Origin of the sequence: Paenibacillus sp. TC-CSREp1, assembly GCF_050171015.1 — a bacterium.
GTDB classification, from domain to species: Bacteria; Bacillota; Bacilli; order Paenibacillales; family Paenibacillaceae; genus Paenibacillus; species Paenibacillus silvae.
Map to the genome: position 1 here is coordinate 102,904 of NZ_JBNOKM010000007.1, position 14,329 is coordinate 117,232.

Genomic DNA, 14,329 nt, shown 5'->3' on the forward strand with positions numbered 1-14,329 from the left:
TCCTCAGTTGTTGGAACCAAAACTTGTTTTTGCATGCCCCGAAGGGATTAGTCTCAGCATGTGTTAACATGCCCTCTTATATGCCAGCATACCTGCTCTTTTATTTCAAAGAAAAGCCCCTCCGCCAACCAACCTTACGGTGCGGAGAGGCCTTCTCATCTTTTTATTGCAACACAATCGATTTTATTGTGCGTCTACACGGGACATCACAGCTGATGCCAGACGCTCCACTCTGCCCTCTGCATCTTCCAGGCTCTCACCACGTACTGCAAAGTAAACTTTGATCTTAGGCTCTGTACCGGAAGGACGCAGGCAGAACCAGGAACCGTCCGCCAAAATGAATTTCAATACGTTCTCCTTAGGCAGGCCATCGAGACCCAAAGAGTAATCCAGTACATCCTGAACCGCGATGCCAGCCACTTCCTGTGGCGGATTGCTGCGCCAGTCCGTCATTTTCGCCTGAATCTGCGCTACGCCGTCTTTGCCCTTAAGTGTGCGGGACTCCAGCTTCTCCAGGAAGTAGCCAAACTGGCTGTACAGCTCCTGCAGCACATCATAGAGTGTTTTGCCCTGGCTCTTGTAATAAGCAGCCGCTTCAGCAATCAGCATCGAAGCAAGGACAGCGTCCTTGTCACGGGCATAATTGCCGGAGAGGTAGCCATAACTCTCTTCATATCCGAAGAGGAAGGTATGACTTCCGGTGGCTTCGAACTGGTTCATTTTTTCACCGATATATTTGAAGCCTGTCAGGGTGTTCATCACTTCTGCACCGTAATGCTGAGCGATCACTGCCCCCATCTCACTGGTTACAATTGTTTTGATTACCGCACCGTTGCTAGGCAGCGTACCTGTCTCCTGCAAACGGCTTAGCAGATAATGTACCATAATGGCACCAGACTGGTTGCCAGACAAGACGAAATATTTGCCATCCTTGTCCTTCACAACCGCACCCATGCGGTCAGCATCCGGGTCTGTACCGATCAGAATGTCTGCGCCAACGGACTCACCCAGCTTCATCGCCAGTGTGAACGCCTCGCGCTCTTCCGGGTTCGGGGATTTTACTGTGGAAAATTCGGCATCCGGCTGCTCCTGCTCGGCAACGATGTATAGCTGCTCGAATCCAATCTGCTCCAGTACGCGGCGAACCGGGAGGTTGCCTGTGCCGTGCAGCGGAGTATATACGATTTTGAAATCACGGCCGATGCCGGATTGAATCAGTTCACGGCTCAGACTGCGACTTGCCACCGTGTCGATGAAGGCCTGATCTTCTGCTTCACCGAGCCAGATTAACAAACCTTGTGCTTCTGCCTCTTCGCGGGTCAGCTTTTTCACATCAGCCAGAGAAGGAACCTCTTGAATATATTGAATGACCTTCTCTGCTTCATGAGGAACCAGCTGACCGCCTTGGTGGTTGTACACTTTATATCCATTGTACTCTGGCGGGTTATGGCTCGCCGTTACAACGATCCCCCCTGTAGCTTGCAGATGGCGCACGCTAAAGGAGAGCTGCGGTGTAGAGCGCAGGGATGGATACAGCTTGGCTACGATACCGTTCGCTGCCAGTACAAGCGCCGCATCCAGCGAGAATTCAGGTGAGAAGTGACGGGAATCGTGAGCGATGACCACCGAAGGTTTGCCTTCCTTGTCCCCATGCTGCTCCAGCAAATACCGGGCAAAGCCTTGTGTCGCACGACCGACCGTATATTTGTTCATCCGGTTGCTGCCGGCACCAATCACACCGCGTAATCCACCTGTTCCAAACTCCAGGTTTCTGTAGAAACGCTCTTCCAGCTCTTTCGGTTGATCCTTCAGATCACGAAGCTCCTGTTTCGTTGCTTCGTCAATAGAAGCATCCTCCAACCATTGCTGTAGTGTCTCGGCTGCTGCTGCGCTTAACTGTTCCATATCCAATAAGCCCCTTCCGTCTATAAGAAATTCTGTAATCAGCTTAGCTGTTCTGCATGTTCATAAGTAGAACTAAATCAGCTTGGGTCTGACAGTGCAAACATGATTTCGCCTTCAGCGACGATTTTGTCATCTACGCGAGCTGTCGCTTGACCTTTGCCAATCGAGCCCTTCAGACGTGTGATCTCCACCTCAAGAATCAACGTATCTCCAGGCACAACTTGTCCACGGAAACGGAAGTTATCCAGTCCCGCCAAAAAGCCGATTTTGCCTTTGTTTGCTTCCAGATTAAGCATTGCTGCTGCACCAACCTGAGCCAAAGCTTCGGTGATCAATACACCTGGCATTACCGGGTATTCAGGGAAATGTCCTACGAAGAACGGTTCATTGATCGTTACATTTTTCAAACCTACAGCACGCTTGCCATCCTCCATCTCCAGAATGCGGTCCACCAGCAGGAAAGGCGGGCGATGCGGAATAATGGATTGAATTTGTTTGATATCTAACACAATATAATCTCCTCTCGGGGTGTTTATACGAGGGCTCTCCATCATAAAGTTTTCAGGTACTCACTGAGGTCGTTCCGGGAACAGATCGTGATAACAAAAAACAGGTATGATCAAGTCGAGCCTCATATAAGTGGTTTTCGTTTTCTTTTCATTTTTAATTGTATGAAATGTGGTTTAAGGGTTAACAATAGTTATATCCTTCATGACTGCAGTAGTGAAGGTTGAGATAAGGGGTCTCTCTTCGCGATGACAGCAAGTCTTTCGCAGGGGAGGCCTCTTCTGACGTTAAACGTCATCAATCATTATACTGTTTTCAACACCAAAAAGAAAACTCCTGCCTGCGCAGGAGTTTTCGCTGAACTCGTTATCTTATGGAGCAAATACCAGATCATAGACATGCTTCCAGGTACTCCATTGCCATACGGAACCGATATCCTGTTTGCCCAGTACCACATATCCAGCGACCATTCCGCCAGCGAGGGCAAGAACAAGCAGAATCGGAATCAGGAACCATCTTGCGATGCGCCACCAGCTCTTCTTTTTCTTCTTGACTTCCTCCGGTTCCGGCTTGCTGTTCTGCTGCTGTGTTTCTGTCATCCCATCCACCTTTATGCTCTCATATTATTGGCAAGACCCGCCATGGAATCACTGGACGTCAGCGCCCGTGCAGCCAGTTGATATGTTCGCTGTCCTTGCATGAGCAGCGCCATCTCCTGCGTCAAATCTACATTTGACTGTTCAAGGAATCCGGTGCGAATCGACGCCTGAGGCTCACGTGTTGCCGCATTAGCCCCGAACACATCGTCCTCGGTTAATCCTGCATCCAGTCCAAACAGATTATCTGACAGCTGTACCAGCCCATCAGGACGTTCCACATCTACCATTTGCAGTTGTCCAGCAATGACAGCGTTAGCCGCATTACCCTGACGCACCAGCAAATTGCCTTTCTCATCAAAAGCAACCGTGCTGTCCTTAGGAGCCGTGATCGGCTGTCCTTGACGATTGAGTGCGAAGTAACCCTGGTCATTCACCAGCACCATCTGGTCCGGGGCATTAGGATTGGCTTTGGGACGCATATCCGGCACAAAATGAAACGCGCCCTGACGTGTCCACACCTTCTGACCATTGGCCTCCACAGCAAACAATGCATCCCCTTCAATTGCCAGATCTGTTGGATTGCCTGTTTCCTTCATGCTTCCCTGGGACATATCTCTGGTGAGATTAACCAGACGGGCACCAAAGCCCAGGTTATATCCCATTGGCGTCGAGCGTCCATCCTGCTTGTACTTGTCATCCTGCTGCTGCACACGCGTCAGCGCATCCTCAAAACTTGCCTGCTTGCTCTTATAGCCTGCCGTATTCACGTTGGCAATATTATCGGAAATGACATCCAGCCGCTGCTGAATCGCGGTCATGGACACCTTGGCACTAATCATGGAATTGTTCATGCGATCGTCTAACCTCCCGGTATGCTTCGCTAGGGGCATGCAACCCATCGCTATACATATATATCATTAAGCTGCGCTTCGTTATACACGTCCAACTTCATTAACGGCTTTATCCAGACTGCGGTCGTAGAATTGAACCACCTTCTGGTTGGCTTCATAAGCACGGAATGCGGCGTTCATGTCAACAGTTGCCTGAGAAGCATCTACATTCGAGCCTTCCAGATACCCCTGTTGAATCCGCACAACATCGGTAGCGCCCATGCCCCGTGCAGTTGCACCAGCATCTTCATTCAGGCTAAAGTTACCATCCCCCTGACGAACCAGCTGGTTCGGCTGGTCGATAATGTTGATGCCCAGCGTCACCCCTGTCGGTGCACCCGTAGCAGCATCAAGAAGGCGGCCCTGCTCATCCACTTTAAATTGCTCTACAGCGCCTGTCAATACAATGGGTTGACCATTACTATCCAGCACTTGAGCGCCAGTCGAGCTGAGCAATTGTCCTGTTCCGTTCACATCAAAGTGACCATCACGTGTATAACGTGTGTCGCCGTTCGCATCCCGAACCGTAAAATATGCCTGTGGCTGATAGATTACGGTTCCGTCTGCCCTTACGAATTTGCCGGAAGCATCAAATTGTATAGGTTCTCTTGTCTGCGGATCATTCACACTCAGATTCGAGGAGATCGCAAAATCACTTTTGCGCTTCGTTTCCATAAGAGCACCCTGAACATTCATTGACAAGCTCTCTTCGGCAAATACACCCGAGTTCAGCTTGCCGAGCCGCTTCGTGGGCAGATTGGCATCCCCGCCCATCAACGTAATGAGCATTTCCGGGAATGCACGGTTCACACTGTTCACCTGTTTATATCCCGTTGTGTTCATATTGACGATATTTTGTGTCGCTGTGTCATGGCGGCGCTGCTCTGTAATCATTCCCGCAGCAGCAGTGTACAGACCTCTTAACATGAATGAACCCCTCTCCTCAAACGCCTCGCCTGCATCGCAGACCGCTGTTTGTCCGTTCTGTTCACCTGAAAGTGAACCTGCTTGCTTTTTATATCGGCAGACTAGAACTTTTTCTTAACGACTTGATCCAAATTATTCAACATAATGCCTGTGCCCTTAACGACACAATGCATGGGGTCCTCTGCAACCCATACCGGTACATGCAGTTCATTCGATAAAAGCTCGTCCAGTCCGTTCAGCAATGCGCCGCCACCCGTCAGAACAACCCCACGGTCAATGATATCCGCAGACAGCTCAGGCGGTGTGCGTTCCAATACGGACTTGGCCGCAGCGATAATAGATTGCACGGAATCCCATAGCGCTTCCTGTATTTCACTTGCCGACACGGTTACGGTCACAGGCAGACCTGTTACCATATCCCGACCGCGAATGTCCATCTCGGCCTTGTGTGCAGCTGCATTCACGGTACCAATCGCGATTTTGATATCCTCTGCAGTGCGTTCCCCGATCATGAGCTTGTATTTTGCTTTGATAAACTTGGTAATTGCTTCGTCGAACTTGTCCCCTGCGACTTTAATAGAAGAGGCGGTGACTACGTCGCCCATAGACAGGACTGCAACGTCAGTCGTTCCGCCGCCGATATCCACGACCATATTGCCGCTCGGCTGAAAAATATCCATTCCCGCGCCGATGGCTGCCGCTTTCGGCTCTTCTTCCAGAAATACTTCTTTGGCACCGCTGCGCTCGGCCGCTTCACGGATGGCCTTCTGCTCTACGGAAGTAATATTCGTAGGTGCACAGATCAAAATTCGCGGGTGGCTGTACCAGCTTCTTGCCCCTACACGATTAATGAAATGTCTCAGCATCGCTTCCGTAATTTCGAAGTCCGCAATAACGCCGTCGCGCAGCGGTCTGATGGCAACAATGTTACCCGGCGTACGCCCTACCATCCGACGCGCCTCTTCCCCGACAGCAAGGACCCGCTTCGTATCGCTTTCAATGGTCACGACGGAAGGTTCATTGAGCACAACTCCGCTTCCTTTCACGTGAATAAGCACGTTCGCCGTGCCAAGATCAATACCGATATCCTTGCTTAACATAAAAGAGCCCCCAAAGTGATATTATTTGGTCAGCGTATCCTGTGAAAAAGAGTCTCTTATCACGTCACCGCTCGTTCGACAAAGTGCAACATATATATGTAAAAATCGGGCTGATAAGATGTCATAATTCGATCCTGTACCAGCTTTTAACATATCATACTTCAGGGGAGGGATTCAATCCATGCTGTGAGCTTTTTGGCCTAGTTCTTGAAGAATATGCCTATGATTTAGCGGAAGCCAGCACCTCACGTTTTTTACCACTCGTTTTTTTGTACTTGATTTTGGTCGCCTCCCCGCCCCGCAAATGACGGATGGACTTGTGATACTCGAGAATGTGTTTGACCTGGTCAGCAAGATCAGGGTTGATTTCCGGTAAACGCTCCGTCAGATCCTTATGCACAGTGCTCTTTGATACACCGAACTCTTTGGCAATGGTACGGACCGTATTTCTCGTCTCAACAATGCAGCGACCAATTTTGATGGTCCGTTCCTTGATGTAATCGTGCACGCTCCCGCCTCCCTACTGTGTGGATAGTTTGGTACATTATATGAGGAGCATGCCTATATATTCGCGGTTTAAAGGTGTGACAAGCTTCGAAGGTCCCATAATTTTCTGAAAAGCATAAAAAAAGCAGAGGTTACTCACCCCTGCTCATGTAATTGCTGCGGTAAAAATCATTTATTTTTCCGGAAGATATCCTTGCGGGTTCACAGGCTGACCATCTTCATACACTTCAAAGTGAAGGTGGTTCCCCAGGTTTTTGCCAAGCTCACTCACACCAGCAGATGCGATGGCATCTCCTTGCTTCACTTCATCGTCCTGTTTTACTTTGACGTCGGCAAGGCTTTGGTACACCGTTTTCAGGTTGTCGCCGTGCGTAATTTCCACCACTTGACCTGTGAGCGGGTTCTGCTCAACACGTGTAACTTTTCCGCTGAGTGCTGCTTTGACTTCAAATGTCTTGTTATCACCACGAGCCAGATCCACGCCTGTGTTTGGAATAAATGTGTCATTGTACTGTACCATTGCCGCCTCGTGTTCCTCGCTGGAAGCTTCGTTGTCATAGAATGGCTTCACAACTGAAATTTCGGACGGGGTGGATACGGGCCATACGAAGTTTTCCGACTTTGCAACCACTTCTACGCTTTCCTCGCCGCCAGTTGTCGTTCCCTCGGTGCTCGCTGCGCCTGTTTCTACTACTTCTTTAGCAGAGTCCGGGTTGAGCGCTTTGTCGCCTGTTCCCTGATAGACCCACACTAGAGTTAGTATAATGCCTGCTGCTGCGATGTAAACTGCCGGGAAAACCCAACGTTTGGACATTGCTTTTCTCCATGAAGAGGGCTGAGCTGCCGGTACTCCCTGCGTTGTTTTAGGAGTTTCTTCTTGGACTGTTTTTTTGTTGTTTTGTTCATTCATCTTGATCACCTCAGTAACAAGTGTTACCGGGTGCAACTCTTTTATACACGCGCGACTCTAAAAATTTTCACACAGCTTTCAAAGAGTGCTATATATGTTGGGGGTGAGTGTTAGTTGTAACGAATCTCAGAAGCTCTATTTCATCATTTCCCACAACTTTTGGATTGTAACGATTCTGAGAGACTCTATTTTACTAATGGGCTACTGTTACGCCTTAGATGATCAACTTTTTCAAAAATAGCGTTTCTGGAGATCGTTAGCTTGGGAAATATACGTTCAGGGCCCATATAAGGCTTCTGGGAATTGTTAGCCCCTACTTTGAGGCGAGCATTCTGGATGCCTGTCCGAAGGAGATCCCCGTGTAATAATGTTTCAAAATCTCGGTAGCCGTGTGTCCCTCCTGCGCCATGCCATTCGCACCCCACTGACTCATGCCCACACCATGTCCGTATCCATACGTTGTGATCTCTACTTCATCACCTTCTACCTTCCAGCTGAACTGGCTAGATCTCAATCCGAGCAGCTTGCGAACCTCCGGGCCGCTGAATGTTTCGCCTGCAATCTGTATCTCTTTAATTCGATGCCCCTCTGTAGTAGATAACACCTGCATCCATGAACCACCCTGCTGTACGCTCGCCGGAACACTATCCAGGTTTAATTTCTGCAAAATTTCACTGCGCTTCATCGTAACCGTTTCTTTGAAGCCTGGTGCCAGCTGTTTATCCCACGGACTATCCACACTTTTCAAATACGGAACCACGCTGCCCCACACGTCCTCTGCATTCTCCGTATAACCATTGCTGGTGGAAAAGAAAGAAGCGGTAATCGCCCGTCCTTCATAGGTCATGACGGCATCGCGACTTTCGCGGACAGCCTGCTGCAGCTTCTCCCACTCCTTCTCTTTGCCCAGCCGGATCCACTCCGCCTTCACCTGATCTGGTGGAATGAACACCTGATGACTTACCGTGTCCGTAACATCTGCCGCACCAGACGGTACTCCGCTTGTATCGTTCGCAGCCAGCCTTCTTACAATAAAGGTGCGAGCTGCAATCGCTTGTGCCTTCAATGCTTCCAGCTTGAATTCTGCCGGCATCTCTGCTGCAACAACTCCAGTCACATAGTCCTCCAGTGGCAGTTTCATCGTTGTATTTGCAGCTGACAGGTATACTCGTACATAGGGCTCGGGATAGGTTGCAGGTATGGCAGGCGCTGGCGTTTGTGTACTTGTTTCTCCTGCGGAGCTTGGAGAGGGTACAGGATCAACCTGCCCGCTCGCTCGCGGCCAGACCAGAATGACGGGGATTGCCAAAGCCAGCACGAGCAGTACAGATACTGCGGCTACAGGCTGCCAGCGTCCGGGGTTACGTCCCCATCGCTTGCGACCAAAAGCTCGCATACGGCGCTTTTTTACTTTTTGGAACGCATCTAATTCAATGACAGGTGTATGCACCTGCTGCTCAGCAGCTCTCTGCTTCGTTCCTGCTGCAAGATCAGCCTCATTTGGAAGAGACACGATCCCGGAACGGCTTGTCTTCATGTTCTGGACAGTTGACCTTCTCTCCTTCGCTAGAGCTGGGGCTAAAGGTGGAACGGGCTTGTCTTTCTCAACATGCTTTGCTGGGCTATCTCCCCATTCCTGCATCCCGGATCGCGGGACAACAGGTATTTTCACCTGTACACGAGCTTCTTTCATCTGAGCTAACCCTCCGTTAAGCATCACCGGACTGTGGCCGGTTCCTCTTTGATCTAATCCATAGTTTAAGGTATGAGTTTGCTCGATCTGATAGAACCAGTTTTGAGAGAAACGAGGGCTTTCTGGAAGGGATCTGGCAACCCCCGCCATGATATAACAATGCCCACTAAACATGAATGCAGCGCCCTTTTCCATACCGAATCCCCACTCACTGACACTTCGCGAATGCCCTCTCATTTCGTTCAGAATCCGTACAGAATAGTTTGTTATGCTATTCAAGTTAGGACCAGCTATTAATAGAATCAGGTACTTAGAAGGTGAGCTTTCTTAGATTTCATTGAAAAACAGGACACAAAAAAAGCCAAGCCCGAAGGCTTAGCTTATGACAATTCCAACGTATGCATTTCCTCACGTATCCGCAAGCCACAGCCTGCTGTGGCAATACGAGGTAATACTCTGTTAGCCTTATTATCGTTTGCAGACCAGACCTCTGACTAGTGTCAAACAGATCAGGTAAACAGAATTTTTACACCCAGGTCGGCTGTACTTTGAACATTGGTGCTTCTTCCTGAACCTTCTCACTAGGAGCTTTGGAAGCTTCTTTTGAAGTTTCTTTGGAAACATCCAGTTTAGGCTCATCCACCGAAATGCGGTAAATATCTGCACCCAGACCATTCAGCTTTTCTGCCAAATGTACGTAACCACGGTCGATGTGATGCACACCGCCCACCTCGGTTGTACCTTCAGCTACCAAGCCAGCAATGATCAGAGCAGCCCCTGCACGCAGGTCTGTAGCTGTCACTTTGGCACCCTTCAGCTTGGCATTGCCCGTGATGATGGACGAACGTCCCTCAACTTTGATCTCGGCATTCATCAATTGGAACTCATCAACGTGCATGAAGCGGTTCTCGAACACCGTCTCGGTTACTACGCTGGTTCCTTCAGAAGCAAGCAGCAAAGCCATCATCTGGGATTGCATATCTGTCGGGAAGCCTGGGTATGGTAATGTTTTGACGTCCACTGCTTTGAGAGGACGATCTGCAATTACACGAACACCATTCTCGTCCGGCTCTACGGTTACACCCATCTCTTCCAGCTTGGCAATAACAGAACCCAAGTGGTCGGAGATCGCACCTTCAACATAAACATCTCCACCAGAGATTGCAGCAGCTGCCATATACGTGCCTGCTTCAATGCGATCCGGGATGACCGTATGTTTGACACCAGACAGCTTCTCCACACCTTCGATGCGGATCACACCCGTACCTGCACCACGAACTTTGGCTCCCATTCCGTTAAGGAAGTTAGCCAGATCAACGATCTCAGGTTCCTTGGCAGCATTCTCCAGCACTGTTACACCTTCGGCTAATGTTGCAGCCATCATAATATTTTGAGTGGCACCTACGGAAGCCACATCCAGATAAATTTTTGCACCGCGCAGCCGCCCTTGGCTGCGTGCTTCGATATAACCCTGGCCCAAGCTAATCTCGGCTCCCATGGCTTCAAAACCTTTGAGGTGCTGATCAATCGGCCTTGTACCGATCGCACATCCTCCAGGCAGTGAGATTCTGGTTTGACCCAAACGCGTCAACAAAGGCCCCATGACCAGAAAAGACGCCCGCATCTTACTAACCCATTCATACGGGGCTTCACAAGAAGTCAGATTCTCCGCATTCACGGTAATCACTTCGTCCCGGTATGTAACTCCCGCTCCCAGCGATTCCAACACTTTGTTAATCGTCATCACATCGTCTAGAGGAGGTGCGTCAATAATAACGCTTTGTCCTTCTTCCCCTAAGAGAGAGGCAGCGATGATCGGAAGAACAGAATTTTTAGCGCCGCTAACTTTGACACTTCCGGTCAATCTTTTGCCACCGCGGACGATAAATTTGCTCATCATGGTTCCCTCCGCGCTTTTATTCCCTTTTCCTCATTCCGGAATACGTAAGCCCCACTGTGTTAGAAAGGACTGTTGCTGTGTGTGGAATTTCGACATATTCTGGCATGGTTGCTCAGATGTCTGTTCAGAAAAGAATTGGTTTGTATAATTCATGATCAATGATACCATGCGTACTGCTTAACCTGCTTTATGGCTTGTAAAACATCATACAGGCCATCAAAGCATCGAAACAGACCCATTGGGATGATTTTTAGCCGGTTGCTACCGGGTATCCCGTTTATAACCTGCATAATTAATGAAAAATTGTGAATTCCCTAACTTCCATCATAACATTGTTGAATTGAACGATACAAGCATTTTTACATAAAACATTACAAATTGATCAAAATAAATGTTCACATTTCATTCTTAATTTCTTAGGCCGTCAACTCATACTCTAATTGTTAACACAATTAATCGATGTTATTCGACATTGAGCCGCTTGAAGAACCTAACAGATGATTAACCAACCATCTCAACATTAAAACAAATTTTTCAGCATTTGGGTCCATGACAAATAGTCAATGACAAAGCCAGCAACGGCATGCCCCAAAATAATGGCAAGCAGCAAATGCAGCAGTCTTCCCTGAGCACCTTTTGGTTGTCGGATGACCAAATCCAATTTCAGATTTTGCAGAGCCCACCATGATATCGCTATACATAAAAGGGAGACGACCATTGAGATCAGGCTATTTGTGCTCAACGTCTGGTTCACCTGATTCGCCAGATCATTAACCATACCTTCTTACCTCCACCTCGATTGTTGCAGCGATTCAGCATATCATATGCCAAACACCCATAACATGTTAGTAGATAGAATGTTTAGGGCATGTATGAATGCCGGTTCAGCTGACAGTTATACTCCTGTTTTGAAACATCATTTGCTGACTCTAAGGAATATAGGCTGTTTCACTATCTTTTGTCAATTACATTGATTTCCACTTCAAAAACATTTTAATTTTAATTGATGAGAATTGGGTGACTAAACCGACATAAAAGAACGTTATATCGATATCGATTCTGTCATTTCCTCGGAAATAATTCAACTTTTTATCGTAAAAATGGTTCTATATAAGTTGAACTAAAGATCTTACACAGCCCACTCCGATGACAGAATAACCTTCCAATCGCTGTTATCCCCAGATTTTTTGATCCCTTTTTCCAAAGGGGAAAATCCGGTGATAAAGGCGACCGCTCCGCTTTTTCAGGTTTTTTCTGTCCTCTCCGTTCACGTGTAAATGAAGAGTTCAACTTATATAGTAGCGGTATCCGCCTATAATTCTTTAGTCCTATACGTTATTCATCCTGAAAGATAACGGTGATCGATTAGAACATTTATACTATATAAAGAGGTTTACCTCTAGTCTTCTAATTCATTAGTATCAGCAAACAAAGTAAAAGAACCCGGCAGACTGTGCTGCCGGGCTCTACAAATCACATTATTTGCCGTGTACATTGATCCGGTTAACCGCTTTTTGCAATGCAATCTCTGCACGGCGGTGATCAAAGTGGTCCTGATTGCTTTGGCTGGCAAGCCGGCGTTCTGCCCGCTCTTTGGCCGCACGCGCACGATCCACATCAATGCTTTCCGGGAATTCGGCACTCTCTGCGAGTACAACAACCTTATCTTTGCGGACTTCGATAAAGCCGCCGCCAATGGCAACCTGCTTGCTCTCTTTTCCGTTTTTGATAATGATCGGTGCAATTTTCAATGGGGTTACCATAGGAATATGCCCTGGCAAAATCCCCAGTTCCCCGTCAACCCCGGTTGCGATAATGCTATCCACCTGCTGTGAATAGACAAGACGCTCCGGCGTTACAATCTCCAACAAAAAGGTGCTCAATTCCATCCCTCCTGAAACTATCCGAAGGATAGCTCGCTTCATAAGGACAATCCTGGACTCAGATTATACCAGTGTTTTTGCTTTCTCCACTGCCTCTTCAATTGTACCCACGAAGAGGAATGCTGCTTCCGGCAGATCGTCATGCTTGCCTTCGAGAATCTCTTTAAAGCTGCGCACCGTTTCTTTAACCGGAACGTATTTACCCGGAATACCGTTAAATGCTTCAGCAACGTGGAAAGGCTGGGACAAGAAACGTTGAATTTTACGCGCACGATAAACGAGCGCTCTGTCTTCTTCGCTGAGCTCGTCCATACCCAAGATTGCGATGATATCTTGAAGCTCGTTATAACGGGCCAAGATACGTTTAACGCCTTGAGCAACGTTGTAGTGTTCCTCACCTACAACTTCAGGAGCAAGGATACGGGAGCTGGATGCGAGTGGATCTACCGCTGGGTAAATACCCATCTCGGAGATTTTACGCTCCAGGTTCGTTGTTGCATCCAAGTGAGCAAACGTTGTTGCAGGAGCCGGGTCAGTATAGTCATCCGCAGGTACGTAGATCGCCTGGATGGATGTAACCGATCCTTTTTTCGTAGATGTGATACGCTCTTGCAATTGACCCATCTCTGTAGCCAGCGTAGGCTGGTAACCTACCGCGGAAGGCATACGTCCAAGCAAGGCAGATACTTCTGAACCCGCTTGGGTGAAACGGAAGATGTTATCGATAAAGAGCAACACGTCACGGCCTTCTTCATCACGGAAATATTCCGCCATTGTCAGACCAGTGAGGGCTACACGAAGACGTGCGCCAGGTGGCTCGTTCATTTGTCCGAAGACCATTGCTGTTTTGTTGATAACGCCGGAATCACTCATCTCGTGATACAAGTCGTTACCTTCACGTGTACGCTCACCAACACCGGCAAATACGGAAATACCGCCGTGCTCTTGCGCAATGTTGTTTATCAGTTCTTGAATGGTTACCGTTTTACCTACACCGGCACCACCGAACAGACCGATTTTACCACCCTTGGCATAAGGCGCCAGCAAGTCGATAACTTTGATTCCTGTTTCAAGCATTTCTGCTTGAGTCGTCAATTCATCGAATGAAGGAGCAGAGCGGTGAATCGGGTTTTTTACTTCGGTTTTTACTTCACCATTGGTATCAATCGCTTCACCCAGTACGTTAAATACACGGCCCAGTGTAGCTTCACCTACAGGTACAGAGATCGGAGCACCTGTATCTACTGCTTCCAGACCACGTACGAGACCGTCCGTGGAAGACATCGCGATACAGCGAACACGATTGTCACCCAGATGTTTGGAAGCTTCAAGCGTAAGGTCGATTGAAACGCCGCTCTCATTCTGCGTTTTAATCGTAATGGCATTGAGGATTTCCGGCAGACCGCCGCGATCAAACTCGACGTCAACAACCGGACCCATGATGCTCACAACGCGTCCTTTGTTCATCTTAACGTTCCCCTCCTACAAGCCTGCTACTTTTTGCATGA

13 protein-coding genes are annotated in these 14,329 nt (G+C 48.4%); all 13 read right to left on the bottom strand.

Annotated features, from left to right (window positions below):
* Window positions 1-183: 183 nt before the first annotated feature.
* The 13 genes from ACQSGY_RS12225 to atpD all read right to left on the bottom strand — a co-directional run bounded on the left by ACQSGY_RS12225 (window position 184) and on the right by atpD (window position 14,288).
* Window positions 184-1,905: a phospho-sugar mutase gene (locus ACQSGY_RS12225; protein WP_145404423.1), complete on the bottom strand. Its 1,722-nt coding sequence runs from the start codon at window positions 1,903-1,905 to the stop codon at window positions 184-186.
* A gap of 77 nt (window positions 1,906-1,982) precedes the next feature.
* Window positions 1,983-2,414: a 3-hydroxyacyl-ACP dehydratase FabZ gene (fabZ, locus tag ACQSGY_RS12230; RefSeq protein ID WP_111269083.1), complete on the bottom strand. Its 432-nt coding sequence runs from the start codon at window positions 2,412-2,414 to the stop codon at window positions 1,983-1,985.
* Window positions 2,415-2,783: 369 nt separating this feature from the next.
* Window positions 2,784-3,011, bottom strand: coding sequence for a DNA-directed RNA polymerase subunit beta (locus ACQSGY_RS12235; protein ID WP_216518942.1), 228 nt, complete (start codon window positions 3,009-3,011; stop codon window positions 2,784-2,786).
* An 11-nt stretch (window positions 3,012-3,022) separates the two neighbouring features.
* Complete coding sequence (locus ACQSGY_RS12240; protein WP_427052084.1) at window positions 3,023-3,862, bottom strand: flagellar hook-basal body protein; 840 nt, start codon at window positions 3,860-3,862, stop codon at window positions 3,023-3,025.
* A gap of 81 nt (window positions 3,863-3,943) precedes the next feature.
* The gene (locus ACQSGY_RS12245) at window positions 3,944-4,828 is read right to left on the bottom strand and encodes a flagellar hook-basal body protein (RefSeq protein ID WP_111269081.1); all 885 of its coding nucleotides are present in this window, start codon (window positions 4,826-4,828) and stop codon (window positions 3,944-3,946) included.
* 101 nt (window positions 4,829-4,929) lie between these two features.
* Complete coding sequence (locus ACQSGY_RS12250; protein ID WP_427052085.1) at window positions 4,930-5,928, bottom strand: rod shape-determining protein; 999 nt, start codon at window positions 5,926-5,928, stop codon at window positions 4,930-4,932.
* A 220-nt stretch (window positions 5,929-6,148) separates the two neighbouring features.
* Window positions 6,149-6,436, bottom strand: coding sequence for a sporulation transcriptional regulator SpoIIID (gene spoIIID, locus ACQSGY_RS12255; RefSeq protein ID WP_024632710.1), 288 nt, complete (start codon window positions 6,434-6,436; stop codon window positions 6,149-6,151).
* A gap of 171 nt (window positions 6,437-6,607) precedes the next feature.
* A complete protein-coding gene (locus ACQSGY_RS12260) occupies window positions 6,608-7,345 on the bottom strand; it encodes a M23 family metallopeptidase (protein ID WP_184184997.1) in 738 nt (245 codons plus the stop codon).
* 313 nt (window positions 7,346-7,658) lie between these two features.
* The gene (gene spoIID / locus ACQSGY_RS12265) at window positions 7,659-9,317 is read right to left on the bottom strand and encodes a stage II sporulation protein D (RefSeq protein WP_427052086.1); all 1,659 of its coding nucleotides are present in this window, start codon (window positions 9,315-9,317) and stop codon (window positions 7,659-7,661) included.
* A gap of 247 nt (window positions 9,318-9,564) precedes the next feature.
* The gene (gene murA, locus ACQSGY_RS12270; protein WP_427052216.1) at window positions 9,565-10,935 is read right to left on the bottom strand and encodes a UDP-N-acetylglucosamine 1-carboxyvinyltransferase; all 1,371 of its coding nucleotides are present in this window, start codon (window positions 10,933-10,935) and stop codon (window positions 9,565-9,567) included.
* A 523-nt stretch (window positions 10,936-11,458) separates the two neighbouring features.
* A complete protein-coding gene (locus ACQSGY_RS12275; RefSeq protein WP_111269076.1) occupies window positions 11,459-11,716 on the bottom strand; it encodes a DUF1146 family protein in 258 nt (85 codons plus the stop codon).
* Window positions 11,717-12,416: 700 nt separating this feature from the next.
* Window positions 12,417-12,821, bottom strand: coding sequence for a F0F1 ATP synthase subunit epsilon (locus ACQSGY_RS12280; RefSeq protein ID WP_111269075.1), 405 nt, complete (start codon window positions 12,819-12,821; stop codon window positions 12,417-12,419).
* A 63-nt stretch (window positions 12,822-12,884) separates the two neighbouring features.
* Window positions 12,885-14,288 carry a F0F1 ATP synthase subunit beta gene (atpD, locus tag ACQSGY_RS12285; RefSeq protein ID WP_110895619.1) on the bottom strand — a complete coding sequence of 468 codons (1,404 nt, stop codon included), beginning with the start codon at window positions 14,286-14,288 and terminating at the stop codon, window positions 12,885-12,887.
* Between the last annotated feature and the right edge of the window lie 41 nt (window positions 14,289-14,329).

Bases quoted from the DNA above. Each gene is read 5' to 3' on its own strand.
- ACQSGY_RS12225 (WP_145404423.1), bottom strand. From the start codon at position 1,905: ATGGAACAGTTAAGCGCAGCAGCAGCCGAGACACTACAGCAATGGTTG.
- ACQSGY_RS12235 (WP_216518942.1), bottom strand. From the start codon at position 3,011: ATGACAGAAACACAGCAGCAGAACAGCAAGCCGGAACCGGAGGAAGTC.
- ACQSGY_RS12240 (WP_427052084.1), bottom strand. From the start codon at position 3,862: ATGAACAATTCCATGATTAGTGCCAAGGTGTCCATGACCGCGATTCAG.
- ACQSGY_RS12245 (WP_111269081.1), bottom strand. From the start codon at position 4,828: ATGTTAAGAGGTCTGTACACTGCTGCTGCGGGAATGATTACAGAGCAG.
- ACQSGY_RS12250 (WP_427052085.1), bottom strand. From the start codon at position 5,928: ATGTTAAGCAAGGATATCGGTATTGATCTTGGCACGGCGAACGTGCTT.
- ACQSGY_RS12260 (WP_184184997.1), bottom strand. From the start codon at position 7,345: ATGAATGAACAAAACAACAAAAAAACAGTCCAAGAAGAAACTCCTAAA.
- murA (WP_427052216.1), bottom strand. From the start codon at position 10,935: ATGAGCAAATTTATCGTCCGCGGTGGCAAAAGATTGACCGGAAGTGTC.
- ACQSGY_RS12275 (WP_111269076.1), bottom strand. From the start codon at position 11,716: ATGGTTAATGATCTGGCGAATCAGGTGAACCAGACGTTGAGCACAAAT.
- atpD (WP_110895619.1), bottom strand. From the start codon at position 14,288: ATGAACAAAGGACGCGTTGTGAGCATCATGGGTCCGGTTGTTGACGTC.